The organism is Ensifer sp. D2-11, assembly GCF_054161295.1.
Genome location: NZ_CP096433.1, coordinates 2,509,386 through 2,524,230 on the forward strand (window position 1 = coordinate 2,509,386; position 14,845 = coordinate 2,524,230).

A 14,845-nucleotide genomic window follows, 5' to 3' on the forward strand; every position below is an offset into this window, starting at 1 on the left:
GAGGAAACTGCGGGCCGATCCCTCACTCGTCATTTCGATCGGCATTGCTTCGGACGGATCGTTTGCACTTCACCGCCAAAAGCCTCAAGCGGCGCTACGCCAGCTCCGGCACCGGCCTTCACCATCCGCTGCTCACCGGCTGGGCCGGACTCGCCTCCGCCGTCGTGCTCATGCCGATTCTTGCCATTGCGTGGCTCGCCGTTTCCGGCGGCACCGCAGACTGGCCGCATCTCATCGAAAACGTGATCCCGCGTGCAACCGGCCGCACGCTTCTCCTGGTCCTGTTCACAGGCACCGCCACCGCCATGATCGGCATCGTCACCGCCTGGCTGGTGGCAACCTATGAATTTCCATTACGACGCTTCCTGTCCGCGGCCCTGGTGCTGCCGCTTGCCATACCGGCCTACCTTTCGGCCTATGCCTTCGGGGAGCTGCTCACATTCACCGGCCCTGTGCAGGGCCTGGTGCGGGCCCTCTTCGGATTTCAGACGAGCCGCGATTACTGGTTTCCCGACGTGCGTTCCCTCGGCGGCGCCGTGCTCGTTCTGAGCTCGGTGCTCTATCCCTATATCTATCTCGCCTGCCGTTCCATGTTCCTCATGCAGGGCCGCGCCGCCGCGGACGTGGCGCGGACGCTCGGCGCCGGACCGCTGAAGGTCTTCTTCCGCGTCCAGCTTCCGATGGCGCGGCCGGCGATCATGATCGGCCTCACGCTCGTTGCCATGGAAACGCTGAACGATATCGGGGCGGTAGAATTTCTCGGCGTGCAGACCCTGACCTTCTCCATCTTCGATACCTGGCTCAATCGTGGCAGCCTCGCCGGCGCGGCGCAGATCGCCTGCATCATGCTGGTTTTCGTCATCGGCCTGATGATGGTCGAGCGGGCGGCACGCCGCAGACAGCGCTTTGCGAGCCAGAAGACCACGGCCGCAGTTCACGACGCCGCGAGGCTGAAACTTTCCGGCTGGAAGAAATGGGCCGCGACGGCCGCCTGCCTTCTGCCGATACTGTCGGGCTTTGCCGTTCCCTTCCTTGTTCTGGGCGACTATGCCCTGAAACGCCTCGACCAGTTCCTGGCGCCGCGCCTCCTGAGCGCGCTGCTGCACAGCATCCTGGTGTCAGGTCTGACGGCGTTTGCGACCGTGCTCCTGGGTTTCGTGCTCGCCTATGCCGCGCGCACCGGGCGTTCGCGCATCGCCGATATCGCCGGGCGGCTCGCCTCCTTCGGCTATGGTGTGCCCGGTACCGTACTGGCGATCGGGGTGCTCTTTCCGCTCGCGGCCCTCGACAACACCATCGACGCCGAGATGCGGGGGCTTTTCGGGATTTCCACCGGCCTGCTCATGAGCGGCACCGGCTTTGCCATCATCTATGCCTGCACGGTCCGCTTCCTGACCATGGCGGAAGGGACGCTCGAGGCCGGCTTCCAGAAACTGTCGCCGCATCTCGATATGGCCGCACGCGCGCTCGGGCGCACGAGCGGCCAGACGCTGCGCGCGGTGCTCCTGCCGATGATGCGGCCCGCAGTGCTGACGGCCGCGCTCCTCGTCTTCATAGAAACGATGAAGGAGCTTTCCGCGACCATCATGCTGCGCCCGTTCAATTTCAATACGCTTGCGACGCTCGTCTACGAGGATGCCTCGCGGGCGAAGGTGGAAGACGCCTCCGTTGCGGCGATGATCATCGTCCTCGCCGGGATGGTCCCCGTCATCCTGGTGTCCCGGTCGCTCGAACGCCGGTCATAGATCACGTATTCCTGTGCCCGTCGCAGGGATGAGATGGTTGGGCAGAGGGGGGTGTCACCCGACCTAAAATCTCGTGACTATGCAAGGGATCGCACCCTCTCCGCCCTCATCCCTGTGCTCGTCACAGGGATGAGGAAGTCGGGGATGAGCCGGCACTACGACAACGTCCGCTTGCGGTATGCGAGTGAGTCTCACGGACTGCACCCACTCTTCCTTCCATTCTCCTGCCCCGCGTCAGCGGCGCGGGCAGAGGAACAGCGGCGCAAATGGAGACGGATGTCAGCCCCAACTCAGCTCTTGAGTTCCTCGAGCCCCGCAAAGAGGTCGAGAGCTTCCGGGTTCGCCAGCGCTTCCTTGTTCTTGACCGGACGGCCGTGCACCACGTCGCGCACAGCCAGTTCGACGATCTTGCCGGACTTGGTGCGCGGGATGTCGGCGACGGCGATGATCTTCGCCGGCACGTGCCGCGGCGAGGCGCCGGACCGGATCCGGTTCTTGATCTCCCTGGTCAGTGCTTCGGTCAGCTCGACCCCGGGGGCCAGCCGCACGAACAGGACGACGCGGACATCGTCCTCCCAGTCCTGGCCGATGCACAGTGCTTCGGCGACTTCATCCATCTGTTCGACCTGATTGTAGATCTCCGCCGTGCCGATGCGCACGCCGCCGGGGTTCAATGTAGCGTCGGAACGGCCGTGGATGACGATGCCGCCATGCGGTGTCCATTCGGCAAAATCGCCGTGGCACCAGACATTGTCGAAGCGGTCGAAATAGGCGGCTCGATACTTCGCGCCGTCCGGATCGTTCCAGAACATGACAGGCATCGACGGAAACGCCCTGGTGCAGACGAGTTCGCCCTTTTCCCCGCGCACCGGCTTGCCTTCGTCGTTCCAGACATCGACGGCGAGCCCGAGGCCGGGGCCCTGGATCTCTCCGCGCCACACGGGTTTCAGGGGATTGCCGAGCACGAAGCAGGAGACGATGTCGGTACCGCCGGAAATCGAGGCGAGCTGGACATCGGGCTTGATGCCCTCATAGACGAAGGAGAAGCCCTCCGGCGAAAGCGGCGAGCCGGTGGACGTCATGAGCCGCAAGGACGACAGATCGTGCGTCCTTGCCGGGGTGAACCCGCCCTTGCGCACGGCGTCGATATATTTCGCCGAGGTGCCGAACACGGCGAAGCGTTCGGCGGCGGCATAATCGAAGAGCACGTTGCCGTCGGGGCAAAAAGGTGAGCCGTCATAGAGGCACAGCGTTGCGCCCACGGCGAGGCCCGAGGCCAGCCAGTTCCACATCATCCAGCCGCAGGTGGTGAAATAAAACAGCCGCTCGCCGTCCCTCAGCCCGCAATGGAAGCGATGTTCCTTGAGGTGCTGCAGCAGCGTTCCGCCGGCCGAATGGACGATGCATTTGGGTACGCCGGTCGTGCCCGAGGAGAACAGTATGTAGAGCGGATGGCCGAACGGCAGGCGCTCGAAGACAAGCGGTCCCGCCTGGAATCCGGCGATGAAACCGGCAAGCGTCACACCGCCCTCGACGGTCGGCGCAAGCGCGGCGCTGTCTCCGGCATAGGGAACGATGACGGTGGGCGCGCCGAGCGACTTGGCCACCGCACGCACCTTCGAGTCCACGTCCTGCCGCTTGCCGTTATACCAGTAGCCGTCGCAAACGATGAAGAGCTTGGGGGCGATCTGGCCGAAGCGGTCGAGGACGCCCTGCTCGCCGAAGTCGGGCGAACAGGACGACCAGATGGCGCCGACGGAAGCGGTCGCAAGCATGAGTGCGATCGTCTCGGGCATGTTCGGCATCATCGCGGCGACGCGGTCGCCGGCGCCGATCCCCTGCGCCCTCAGCGCCTGTTGCAGACGCGACACCAGGGCGCGCAGTTCGTCCCAGGTCAGCCGGTAGCTCACCTTGTCCTCGCCGCGGAAGATCAAGGCATCGCCGCTCCCCGTCTTGCGCAGCAGGTTTTCGGCGAAGTTGAGCCTCGCTTCCGGAAAGAAACGGGCATCGAGCATCCGGTCGCCGTCGACGAGCGCCTTCTCCCCGCTTTCGCCGATGACCTTGCAATGTTCCCATACGGCGGTCCAGAACGCGCCGCGCTCGCTCACCGACCAGTCATGAAAGGCATCATAGTCGGCGAAGCTGCGCCCGAAGCGCTCCCCGCACCAGTCAATGAACTCAGCCATCGGGCTGCGTTCGACTATCTCCCTGTCCGGAACCCACAAAGGTCGTTCTGCTTGCATGCTCTCCTCCACTCTTCGGACTTTTCTATATCATGCTGCAGCGCGGTACAAACAGCGCGGATGCGGCTCCGCATGGTCGCGACGGCGACATTTTCATGTCAGTGGCATTTGCTTTATGCAAGCCGAAGTCCTATCCAAGCGGCTTACCCGAGGCGATGGCAAGTCCGACCGAATGACGAGGAAGATGTTCCAGATATTGCGCGATTCGCGCCTGTGGGCGCGGCTTCGCCGACGCCACCTCGTTTGGTCGGCCGCCATAGGCATCGCCCTCGCCGCCGCGTACAATGCCGCGCTGCCGCTCGTGGTTTCGACGACCGAGGCCCGCGCGACGATGGAGCGGATGCTCGACGACTGGTCGGGCGGGAAGAGCACGATCAGCGGCGAGCCGGAAGTCCGGTTCTGGCCGGAACCCCTGGTGACGCTCCCCGCAACGACGATCGTCTCCACCGGACCCGAACCGCGCCGGCTCGCAGAGATCGGCCGCATCACCGCTTCGTTCAGCCTGCTTTCCGCACTTCGGGGCGAACAGGCTCTTGAGGAGATCACGCTCGTCGATCCGGTCATCACGTTCGAGCGCGGAGCGGACGGCGCCGTCAACTGGCAAAAGCCGGACTGGCTGGTGCCGCCGGGTAATGCCATGCCGCGGGATGAGGCTCCCTTCGGAGACATCACGATCGAGAATGGCCGCTTCCGCGTTGTCGACCGCCTGGCGGCGACCGGGGAGGGCATAGACGTCGCGGGGATTTCCGGGACCCTCAAATGGCCTTCCTTCGGTGGGCGGCTGAGCGCACAATTTGCCGCGGTCATCGGCGGCGAAGCGGTAGGCTGGGCCTTCGTATGCGAAGAACCGCTCGCCCTCTTTGCCAGGCGCAACGCCGCTCTCAAGACATCGCTGACGTCGGCTCCGTTGACCTTTTCCTTCGAGGGCACCGGCAATTTCTCGTCGCAGCCTTTCGCCTCCGGCCATCTGCAGATGTCCGCACCTTCGCTGGCAGCGCTTGCCGCGTGGTACCGCGGGGCTCCGGATGCGGAATTGCCCCCGGGCGGGTTCAGTATCGATACGAGGGTGACCACCGGTGAGACGGCGCTGAAGCTCGAGGAGCTCCAGCTGGCGATCGGCGAGGCCACGGCGACGGGCGTTCTGGACGTGCAATTGCCGTCCAGCAAAGGGCCGCGCGTGGAAGGCACGCTCGCCTTCGACCGGATCGATCTCAACGGTTTGCCATTGGCAACGCTGAAGCCGGCGCAGGGGGACGACCGCGGATGGCGGATGGCCCAGGCTCTTGTCGGGGGCTGGCGCCTGGATGTCCGGCTGTCGTCGCAGGAAGTCCTGGCCGGTCCGTTGCACCTGACCGATGTCGCGGCCGGGGTGATGATCGATGGAAGCCGGGTTTCGCTCGACATCGGAGACAGCACCTATGCGAATGGCAGGCTGAGCGGCCGCGCCGTGCTTTCAGAGAAAGGGGTGGGGCAAGGCGGCAAGCTGCAGGTGAACCTGAAAGACGCCGACTTCGCTGCGGTCCTCGACAGCTTCGGCCTCAAGGGTCCCGTTCCGACAGGCCGGGGCGTTCTCAGCGTCGATCTTGCCACCGGCCGCCCCCTCTGGGAGGCCGGCGTCGCCGATGTCTTCGGCCGTGTCGATTATTCGCTCACCAATGGCAGGCTCGCCGATTTCGACGTTCACGCCTTCACCGATCTCGTGCGCAAGGGGGAATTCTTCTCTCTGTCGCAGGCAAGCGACGGCACGCTCGAGTTCCAGACGGCAGACATCGAGGCGAGCTTCGGCGGCGGCACCGCCCGGCTGGACCGGGCCGCTTTCGTCGGCCCCGCAGCCAATATTTCGGTGACCGGCGTCGTCCCCTATCGAAGCGGCAGTCTGGCCCTGGCGGGGACGCTCGCGGCCCCCGAGGCCGGCAAGGAGCCGCTGCAATTCTTCATCGGCGGCTCCTGGCCGAATGCGGTGATCTCGCCGCTTTCGGTTCTCCTCAGCCCGAAGTGACATCTATGCAATAACGCACTTCCGGACGGAAAACCGTTACACACTTTTCCTGGAAATGCTTTGAGGCCTGTTGAGATTGGGAATCTCGCCGCGGCTTGTTTGATCTTCTCATCCCTGTGCTCGTCACAGGGATCCAGCCAGACCAAGTCCTTGGGCTGAAAGAACTCTTCCGCGCGCCGCAGACGCGGCGCAGCTCTCATCTCTGTGACGAGCACAGAGATGACGAGGAAGAGAGATGGCACTCCTCCGAGCAGCCGTCACAAACTCGAGATGAACCTCAACGCGCCCTCGCTCACCCAATCGCCGCGAAGGCTGCTCGCTCGTCCTTTTCGCGCTGGACTTCACGACGCTTCGTGACGATCGATGCGACGATCACACCCAGCGCGACGATGCCGATCAGGATCGTGCAGATGGCATTGATTTCCGGCGTCACGCCGAGACGGACCTGGCTGTAGATCTTCATCGGCAGCGTCGTGGCGCCCGGCCCGGTCGTGAAGCTTGAAATCACGAGATCGTCGAGCGACAGCGTGAAAGCGAGAATCCAGCCGGAAAAGACGGCCGGCGCGATCACCGGCAGCGTGATCGCGAAGAAGGTCCTGACCGGGGTCGCGCCGAGATCGAGCGCTGCCTCCTCGATCGACTGGTCGAAGCTCAGAAGACGCGACTGGACCACGACCGCGACGAAACACATGGTGAAGGTGATATGGGCGAGCGTGATCGTCCAGAAACCGCGGTCGAACCCGATCGCCACGAAGAGCAGCAGCAGCGACAGGCCGGTGATCACCTCCGGCATCACCAGGGGCGCATAGACCATGCCGGAAAACAGAACGCGGCCGCGAAAGCGGGTGTAGCGCACCAGCGCGAGCGCCGCCAGAGTTCCGAGGACGGTCGCGCAGGTCGCCGAAAGGAGCGCCACCCGGATCGTTACCCAGGCCGCGTCCAGAAGTCCCTGGTTATGCCAGAGCTGGGTGTACCATTTGGTCGAGAACCCGGCCCAGACGGTGACCAGTTTCGACTCGTTGAAGGAGAAGATCACCAGGAGCACGATCGGCAGATAGAGAAAGCCGAAGCCCAGAACGACCGAGGCGATGTTGAAACGGGACCACTTCTCCATAGGTCACCTCTCCTCGCCGTCGGCTTTGGCCTGGATGTTCTGGAAATAGACGATCGGTATCACCAGGATCATGAGCAGGATGATCGCCACCGCCGACGAAACCGGCCAGTCGCGATTGGAATTGAATTCGCTCCACAAGGTCTTGCCGATCATCAGTGTTTCCGAGCCGCCGAGGAGGTCGGGGATCACGAATTCGCCGACAGCCGGAATGAAAACGAGCAGGCAGCCCGCCACCACGCCGGGGAGCGACAGAGGAAAGGTCACGCGCCAGAAGGCGGCGGCAGGCGTGCAGCCGAGGTCCTGGGCGGCTTCCGTCAGCGAATGGTCCATCTTCTCAAGCGCCGAGTAGATCGGCAGCACCATGAAGGGCAGATAGGAATAGACGATGCCGATATAGATCGCCAAGTTGGTGTTGAGGATGATGAGCGGCTGATCGATCAGGCCGACCGCCGACAGAAACTGGTTGAGCAGGCCCTCCGGCTTCAGGATGGCGATCCAGGCATAGACACGGATCAGAAAGCTCGTCCAGAAGGGCAGGATCACCATCATCAGCAGCGTGGGCCGCAGCGAACGCGGCGCCTTTGCCATGCCATAGGCGATCGGATAGCCGATCAGGAGCGTCAGGAAGGTCGAGATGGCGGCGATGACGACGCTCGACACATAGGCGTTGAAATAGAGGACGTCCTCCGTCAGCCAGACGTAGTTGTCGAGCGAGAATTCGCCGAGCTTCTCGATGATGCCGGAAAGGCCGCCGGCCAGGTCGAAGACGGGCATATAGGGCGGCATCGCAACGGCCGTCTGCGACAGCGAGATGCGGAAAACGATGAAGAACGGGATGAGGAAGAAGAACAGGAGCCAGGCATAGGGAATGATTATGACCAGGCGGCTGACGAGGGCTGAGGCAAGTTTCGCCATGGCTTCAATCCTTCAATACGACGCCCGCGTCGTCGCCGAAGGAGATCCAGACCTGCTGGTCGTAGCCGAGCGGGTCCTCGACCGCCCGGACCGCATTCAGCGATGACGCCTTGACGACCTTGCCGTCCTTCAGCCGGATGTGAAAAACCGTCATGTCGCCGAGGTAGCCGATGTCCCATATCTCGCCTTCGGCGGCGTTCACCGGCGCATGCGCCGGCGGCTGTCGGCCGATTCTGATCTTCTCGGGCCGGATGGCGACAGCCGCCTTTGCGCCGTTCCCCGGTTTTTCCGGCGACGCCATCCGCACCGGGATGCCGCCCGTCGTCTCGACACGGATATAGCCGTCTTCAGCCGAGGTCACTTTACCGTCGAATATGTTCACGTCGCCGATGAAGTCGGCGACGAAGCGCGAATTCGGCGCTTCGTAGATCTCCGCCGGCGTCGCCACCTGGACGACCTTGCCGTGGCTCATGACGGCGATGCGGTCCGCCATGGTCATCGCCTCTTCCTGGTCGTGGGTGACGACGACGAAGGTGAGGCCGAGTTCCTGCTGCAGGTCCATGAGCTCGAATTGCGTTTCCTCGCGCAGCTTCTTGTCGAGCGCGCCGAGCGGCTCGTCGAGCAGCAGCACCTTCGGCCGCTTTGCCAGCGAACGGGCAAGGGCGACGCGCTGGCGCTGGCCGCCGGAAAGCTGATGCGGCTTGCGCTTGGCGAACTTCTCCAGCTTCACGAGCTTCAGCATCTGCACGACGCGTTCGGCGATGTCCGCTTTCGGCATTCCGTCCTGCTTCAGGCCGAAGGCGACGTTGTTTTCGACCGTCATGTGCGGAAACAGCGCATAGGACTGGAACATCATATTGACCGGGCGGCGGTAGGGCGGGATGCCCGCCAGACTCTGGCCGTCGAGGATGATTTCGCCTGATGTCGGCTGCTCGAAACCGGCCAGCATCCGCAGGAGGGTGGATTTGCCGCAGCCCGAAGCGCCGAGGAGCGCGAAGAATTCGCGCGTGTAGATGTTCAGCGAAAGATCGTCCACGGCGGTGAAGTCACCGAACTTTTTGGTGACGTTCTTGACGGAAATGAAAGGCTTGGAGGCGGGGTCCGCCCATGGCGCGAAAGAACGCCGGATACTTCCGAGAGACTTCATCATCTATCCTCGAATGGCACAGTCCATACGCAATGGCCGGCGCCGACACGTCGAGAGTTGAGCGCAGAAACTTACAAGAAAATTGCCCGGATCTGAGGTCCGGGCAATTCGTTTTCGCTCCTACTGACCAGTGACGATCCTGGTCCAGAGCCGGGTCAATACCCTCTGCTCCTTAGCCTCGAAGGGCGTCGTGGTGAAGAGTTTCTGCATCACGGCATCGGACGGATAGATGGCGGTGTCCTCGAGCACTTCCTTGTCGAGGAACTGCTGCGAGGCCTTGTTGCCATTGGCGTAGAACACGTAGTTCGAGGCCTTGGCGATGACTTCCGGCTTCATCATGTAGTTGATGAACTCGTGCGCCTCGGCGACATGCGGTGCGTCGGCAGGGATAGCCAGCATGTCGAACCACATCTGCGCGCCCTGCTCCGGGATCGAATAGTCGACCGTCACGCCGGCCTTTGCCTCGGCCGCACGGTCGCGCGCCTGGAAGACATCGCCCGAGAAGCCGACGGCCAGGCAGATGTCGCCGTTTGCGAGCGCGTTGATATATTCAGACGAATGGAACTTGCGGATATTGGGACGGACCTTCATCAGCAGGTCGGCTGCCTTTTCGAGATCCGCCTGGTCGTGGCTGTCGGGATTGAGCCCCAGATAGGCGAGCGCCGAGGGCATGATGTCGGTGGGCGAATCCAGGAGATGTATGCCGCAGTCCTTGAACTTCGCCGCAATCTCCGGGTCGAAAATCACATCCCAGTTCGGCTTCTCGTCCGTGCCGAGAATCTCCTTCATCTTCTCGACATTGTAGCCGATGCCGGTCGTGCCCCACATGTAGTCGACGGCGTATTCGTTGCCGGGATCGTACTGCGCGGTACGCTCCATGACCATGTCCCACATGTTGGAAATGTTCGGCAGTTTCGACTTGTCGAGCTTCTGGAACACCCCGGCAGCGATCTGGCGCTGCAGGAAATAGGCGGTCGGAACGACGACGTCGTAACCGGAACCGCCGGCGAGCAGCTTCGTTTCCAGAATCTCGTTCGAGTCGAAGACGTCATAGACGACCTTGATGCCGGTCTCCTTGGTGAACTCCTCCAGAATACTGTCGTCGATATAGTCCGACCAGTTATAGACGTTGACGACCCGCTCCTGGGCGAAAGCCAGCATGGTGGATCCCGCAAGCACCGCGGTGGTCAAGGTTGCGACGATGAGTTTGGACATACAACTCCCCTCTTGATTATCGGCTCGGGACAGTAATCCTCTTCTCCAGTGCCGTTACGCCCCGTCTGTTGATCGTGCCGATGCGGAGGTTAGGCATCTTTCTCGATAAGCTCAAGGAGTTAGAGCAGTTCCGGGAAAAGTGGCTCACGGTTTTCCAGCCTGAAAGTCCCTCCTCTCACCTCATCCCTGTGCTTGTCACGGGGCCCAGCAGCGCCGCGTCTGCGGACGCGTAAGAGTTCGATCGGCCCAAGGACTTGGGCCGGCTGGATTCCTGTGACGTTTCGGGACTCGCGGTCGTATAACGAAGTCCGCCTGCGGATTGCGCGCCATTTCGCGCGGGCTCACTGAAAGTCGAAGACGCTCAGCCCGGTGGCCATTTCGTCGAGACCGAGCGGTCGGGTGATCGGCGGTTCGGCGCGCGCCAGGCACCCCTGCCGCTCGCAAAGCCGGCAGGCCGGACCGATTGCGATCGCCGGCATGACTGCGGCGGCGCCGTAGACCGTCTCATTCGCTAAGGTTGCCTCGCAGCCGATGAGAATCGCCGTGCGCCGAACCCGTTCGTGGAAGGCGGCCTGCGGACCGTCGACGGTGCGGGCGACAGTGAGGAATACGGTGCCATCAGGCATCTCGACGCGGTCGACGAGAAGCTGGCCGGGCGCGGCAAAGGCAGCCTGGACGTTGAGCTTGGGACAGCCGCCGCCGAAGCGGGCATGGGGAAATCCTTGCGCTCCGGCGCGACGCAGCCTGTTGCCGGCGCTGTCGATCTCCATGAGAAAAAACGGAACCCCCGCCGCGCCGGCCCGCTGCAGCATCGTGAGACGATTGGCGACCTGCTCGTAGGAGACCTGGAAACGCGCCGCAAGAACAGCGACATCGTATTTCATCCGCTGCGCGGCGGCGAGAAATGCCGCATAGGGCATCATCAGCGCATGGGCGGCATAGCGCGCCAGTTCGAAGCGGCCGATGCGCCGCGCTTCGGCGGTGGTAAAGCGGAACTGCTCGAGCTCGGCGGCAATCGCCTCGTGGCAGGCGATCGAAGCCACCTCGATCGCGATCTCGCGCAGCTGATCGAAAGGCGACAGACGTTCGGAGATGAAGAGGCGCATCGAGTGGCGGTCGAAGCGGCGGCGCAGGGTGGGCATAACGTGCACCGGCAGGGTCCGGACCGCAAGTCCGTGCTCCCTTCTCAGCCAAGCCTTCATTGCGCCTGAAAGATCGTCGCCGGGCGAGAGGCTTGCATGCAGGGCCTCCGCCGCCTCCTCTATGCGGGCGAAGTGATTGGGCCGAGCCTCGAACGCCTCGCGGACTTCGTCCATCGGCAGCCGGGTATCGGCAAGTGCCGCCATATGTCCCTCGCCCGCCAGCAGAGCGGCGAGATCCCTCAGACGCGAGGCCTGTTCGCGGTAGGCGCGATAAAGCTTGACGATGCCGCCGGAGACGTTCGGCGCCGCTTCGGCGACCTCCACCAGCTCCTGGTCCCCCGGCAGTTCGCCGGCAAGCAGCGGATCGGCAAAGACCTCGCGCAGCTGCGCAAGACCGCTGCCCGCCTCACCCTGAAGCTCTTCGAGATCGACCTTGTAGACGGAGGCCAGTTTCAAGAGCAGCTGCACCGTCAGCGGCCGCTGGTTGCGCTCGATGAGATTCAAATAGGAAGGAGAGATGCCAAGCGCCTCGGCCATGGCCGTCTGCGTCAGCTGAAGGCCGTTGCGGATCCGCCTGACCCGCGGCCCCGCAAAAATCTTGTTCTCGGCCATTGTAATTCCCTTTACAAACCAGGCAGATGATCCGCTTTGACATCTTTTACAACTTTACTTGCGGATACTGTCAAAGGCAAGACAAGCTAACCCGTTTCCGCCGGCTTGAAACAGGAATTCGATAGCGGGTTTCTGCAGCGCAATGTAAAAACTGTCACATGATCTTCCGGCCTAGAGACGCCGTAAGACGAAAGCCGAAGACGAACCGATTTCACGAGGAGGCAGGTATGACTGATTTTTACAAGCTCGTTCCAAATGCGCCGGAGGGGCGCTTCGACGGAATCGAGCGGCCCTATTCCGCCGAGGACGTGAAGCGGCTCAGGGGCTCGGTGGAGATCCGTTATTCGCTTGCCGAAATGGGGGCGAACCGCCTCTGGAAGCTCATCCACGAGGAAGACTTCGTCAATGCACTCGGCGCGCTTTCCGGCAATCAGGCGATGCAGATGGTGCGCGCAGGCTTGAAGGCGATCTATCTCTCCGGCTGGCAGGTCGCAGCCGACGCCAACACCGCTTCGGCCATGTATCCGGACCAGTCGCTCTATCCGGCCAACGCGGCTCCGGAACTCGCCAAGCGCATCAACCGCACGCTTCAGCGCGCCGACCAGATCGAGACGGCGGAAGGCAAGGGTCTCTCCGTCGAGACCTGGTTCGCGCCGATCGTCGCCGATGCGGAAGCCGGCTTCGGCGGGCCGCTCAACGCCTTCGAGATCATGAAGGCCTTCATCGAAGCGGGTGCGGCGGGCGTCCACTACGAGGACCAGCTCGCATCGGAAAAGAAGTGCGGCCATCTCGGCGGCAAGGTGCTGATCCCGACCGCGGCGCATATCCGCAATCTGAACGCGGCGCGGCTTGCCGCCGACGTGATGGGCACGCCGACGCTGGTCATCGCCCGCACGGACGCGGAAGCGGCGAAACTGCTCACCTCTGATATCGACGAGCGCGACCGCCCCTTCGTCGACTATGATGCCGGCCGCACCGTCGAGGGTTTTTACCAGGTGAAGAACGGCATCGAGCCCTGCATCGCCCGCGCGATCGCCTATGCGCCGCATTGCGACCTCATCTGGTGCGAGACCTCCAAGCCCGACCTGGAGCAGGCGCGCAAATTTGCCGAAGGCGTGCACAAGGCACATCCGGGCAAGCTGCTCGCCTATAATTGCTCGCCGTCCTTCAACTGGAAGAAGAACCTCGACGACGCGACGATCGCCAAGTTCCAGCGCGAATTGGGCGCCATGGGCTACAAGTTCCAGTTCATCACGCTCGCCGGCTTCCATCAGCTGAACTACGGCATGTTCGAACTGGCGCGCGGCTACAGGGATCGTCAGATGGCGGCCTATTCGGAGCTGCAGGAAGCGGAATTCGCTGCCGAAGCCAACGGCTATACGGCGACCAAGCACCAGCGCGAAGTGGGCACCGGCTATTTCGATGCCGTGTCGGTCGCGATCACCGGCGGCCAGTCGTCGACCACTGCCATGAAGGAATCCACCGAGCACGATCAGTTCCGCCCGGCAGCAGAATGAACGAGCGGGACGCGCGGCACCCCTGCCCCGCCGCGCGTCCCCAACCAGACCTCGAAACTGAAGCGGGAATCAACGAAGTCCCCCGCGACCATCGCCCAAAGGAGCACTCCGATGACTGTACAGACACGCGTCAAGGAACGGGCCGAGGAACAATCGTCGGCCATGACACCGGAACAGCAGGCGGCGATCCGCATGGTCGCCAACGACCTGCACCGCCTCAACCAGGCGGTCATGAAGGCCGTCGATGCGGGGGTTTCCGTAGAACTGGTCCGTTCGGCGCGCCATCACGGCGGCGACGGCAACTGGGGCGACCTGCTGATCCCCGTCATCGTCACGCAAGGCAGGCACTGATTGTTGTCGTGCAGCGCGACGTCGCCGAGGCCGGCGATCGAAAGATCGCCGCCGACGGTGGAGCCGGAGCCGCCGAATGAAGGGCTATCTCAACGGCACTCTTTATGTTGCTAGTTACATGGCGAGACCGTGCACAGTGCGGTACTGTCAGGCGCATACCGTCTTTTTTGCACTTACCCCGATACCGGACAAGCCACACCCCGATATGACCGAGCCGCTGAGATGCCGCGAAGACGTCGCCAGTTGCACCACTCAGTGGGACATAGTTCATAACTTACCGGCAAAGTATTCAAATGTCGTGGGTTTCGGGACGATAGCCCTGTTCAATTCTCTCAACCAGTAGTGGGGCGCTGATAATCCCCCTCAAAGAGTATTTCTTTTCCCTCTCGTTGAGGTCTCGACCAAGGCGCTCAGATTTCTCACCATCCCAGACAGCCCAGTTAACTTTCGCACCGTCCCTTGTATAATGGCACGTTCGAAACATCGGAAAAGGCTGATTTCCGATGGAAACAGGCGTGTTTGCCACTACCGAAACTAAATTCTGATTCAAAGCTGATTGAAGTGGAAAGAACGCATAAAATTGCGGCTCCACATCTACAATTTGTTTAAACTCGCTGGGCCGCTCTTTGTGAAAGCCCTCGAAAACGGCAAGAAGATGTCCATACTCCTCATGTTTATGGGTGAACTGAGCATATGCCACCCCCTCAGATGTCAGTATTTGTATGACATCGCCAATCTTTGCCCTCTTGGCCATCTTAAAATCCTGGATAATTGTTTTTCTTGAGGATTTCTGCACCGCGAATTAACGCTTGCTCGTATTCCGTCGGATTCCTTACCGCGGAAAT

The 14,845-nt window shown here is 62.3% G+C and carries 11 protein-coding genes; 4 read left to right on the forward strand and 7 right to left on the reverse strand.

Going from position 1 to position 14,845, the window contains the following annotated elements; translation table 11 throughout:
* Window positions 1-62: 62 nt before the first annotated feature.
* Window positions 63-1,745, forward strand: coding sequence for an ABC transporter permease (locus M1D34_RS12140; protein WP_498779199.1), 1,683 nt, complete (start codon window positions 63-65; stop codon window positions 1,743-1,745).
* Between the two features lie 290 nt (window positions 1,746-2,035).
* Here the strand turns inward: M1D34_RS12140 and M1D34_RS12145 are convergent, their stop codons facing one another.
* The gene (locus M1D34_RS12145) at window positions 2,036-3,988 is read right to left on the reverse strand and encodes an acetoacetate--CoA ligase (RefSeq protein WP_498779201.1); all 1,953 of its coding nucleotides are present in this window, start codon (window positions 3,986-3,988) and stop codon (window positions 2,036-2,038) included.
* A 172-nt stretch (window positions 3,989-4,160) separates the two neighbouring features.
* Here M1D34_RS12145 and M1D34_RS12150 point away from each other — a divergent pair, with 172 nt between their 5' ends.
* Window positions 4,161-5,987, forward strand: coding sequence for an AsmA family protein (locus M1D34_RS12150; RefSeq protein ID WP_498779202.1), 1,827 nt, complete (start codon window positions 4,161-4,163; stop codon window positions 5,985-5,987).
* A 292-nt stretch (window positions 5,988-6,279) separates the two neighbouring features.
* Here the strand turns inward: M1D34_RS12150 and M1D34_RS12155 are convergent, their stop codons facing one another.
* The 5 genes from M1D34_RS12155 to M1D34_RS12175 all read right to left on the reverse strand — a co-directional run bounded on the left by M1D34_RS12155 (window position 6,280) and on the right by M1D34_RS12175 (window position 12,132).
* The gene (locus M1D34_RS12155) at window positions 6,280-7,101 is read right to left on the reverse strand and encodes an ABC transporter permease (RefSeq protein ID WP_003527099.1); all 822 of its coding nucleotides are present in this window, start codon (window positions 7,099-7,101) and stop codon (window positions 6,280-6,282) included.
* 3 nt (window positions 7,102-7,104) lie between these two features.
* On the reverse strand, window positions 7,105-8,016 hold the full coding sequence (locus M1D34_RS12160) for an ABC transporter permease subunit (protein WP_153314372.1): 912 nt from the start codon (window positions 8,014-8,016) through the stop codon (window positions 7,105-7,107).
* 4 nt (window positions 8,017-8,020) lie between these two features.
* Window positions 8,021-9,163, reverse strand: coding sequence for an ABC transporter ATP-binding protein (locus M1D34_RS12165; RefSeq protein ID WP_498779205.1), 1,143 nt, complete (start codon window positions 9,161-9,163; stop codon window positions 8,021-8,023).
* 120 nt (window positions 9,164-9,283) lie between these two features.
* A complete protein-coding gene (locus tag M1D34_RS12170) occupies window positions 9,284-10,378 on the reverse strand; it encodes a polyamine ABC transporter substrate-binding protein (protein WP_003527093.1) in 1,095 nt (364 codons plus the stop codon).
* A gap of 341 nt (window positions 10,379-10,719) precedes the next feature.
* Complete coding sequence (locus M1D34_RS12175; RefSeq protein ID WP_498779207.1) at window positions 10,720-12,132, reverse strand: helix-turn-helix domain-containing protein; 1,413 nt, start codon at window positions 12,130-12,132, stop codon at window positions 10,720-10,722.
* A gap of 227 nt (window positions 12,133-12,359) precedes the next feature.
* Between M1D34_RS12175 and aceA the strand changes: the two genes are divergently transcribed.
* Window positions 12,360-13,649, forward strand: coding sequence for an isocitrate lyase (gene aceA / locus M1D34_RS12180; RefSeq protein ID WP_003527089.1), 1,290 nt, complete (start codon window positions 12,360-12,362; stop codon window positions 13,647-13,649).
* Between the two features lie 111 nt (window positions 13,650-13,760).
* Window positions 13,761-14,000, forward strand: coding sequence for an SMc00767 family acetate metabolism repressor (locus M1D34_RS12185; RefSeq protein WP_003527087.1), 240 nt, complete (start codon window positions 13,761-13,763; stop codon window positions 13,998-14,000).
* Between the two features lie 289 nt (window positions 14,001-14,289).
* Here the strand turns inward: M1D34_RS12185 and M1D34_RS12190 are convergent, their stop codons facing one another.
* Complete coding sequence (locus M1D34_RS12190; RefSeq protein ID WP_498779209.1) at window positions 14,290-14,754, reverse strand: hypothetical protein; 465 nt, start codon at window positions 14,752-14,754, stop codon at window positions 14,290-14,292.
* Window positions 14,755-14,845: the final 91 nt, after the last annotated feature.

Coding starts and splice junctions, on each gene's coding strand:
- M1D34_RS12190 (WP_498779209.1), bottom strand. CDS start 14,754: ATGGCCAAGAGGGCAAAGATTGGCGATGTCATACAAATACTGACATCT.
- M1D34_RS12145 (WP_498779201.1), bottom strand. CDS start 3,988: ATGCAAGCAGAACGACCTTTGTGGGTTCCGGACAGGGAGATAGTCGAA.
- M1D34_RS12175 (WP_498779207.1), bottom strand. CDS start 12,132: ATGGCCGAGAACAAGATTTTTGCGGGGCCGCGGGTCAGGCGGATCCGC.
- M1D34_RS12155 (WP_003527099.1), bottom strand. CDS start 7,101: ATGGAGAAGTGGTCCCGTTTCAACATCGCCTCGGTCGTTCTGGGCTTC.
- M1D34_RS12165 (WP_498779205.1), bottom strand. CDS start 9,163: ATGAAGTCTCTCGGAAGTATCCGGCGTTCTTTCGCGCCATGGGCGGAC.
- M1D34_RS12150 (WP_498779202.1), top strand. CDS start 4,161: ATGACGAGGAAGATGTTCCAGATATTGCGCGATTCGCGCCTGTGGGCG.
- M1D34_RS12170 (WP_003527093.1), bottom strand. CDS start 10,378: ATGTCCAAACTCATCGTCGCAACCTTGACCACCGCGGTGCTTGCGGGA.
- M1D34_RS12160 (WP_153314372.1), bottom strand. CDS start 8,016: ATGGCGAAACTTGCCTCAGCCCTCGTCAGCCGCCTGGTCATAATCATT.
- aceA (WP_003527089.1), top strand. CDS start 12,360: ATGACTGATTTTTACAAGCTCGTTCCAAATGCGCCGGAGGGGCGCTTC.
- M1D34_RS12185 (WP_003527087.1), top strand. CDS start 13,761: ATGACTGTACAGACACGCGTCAAGGAACGGGCCGAGGAACAATCGTCG.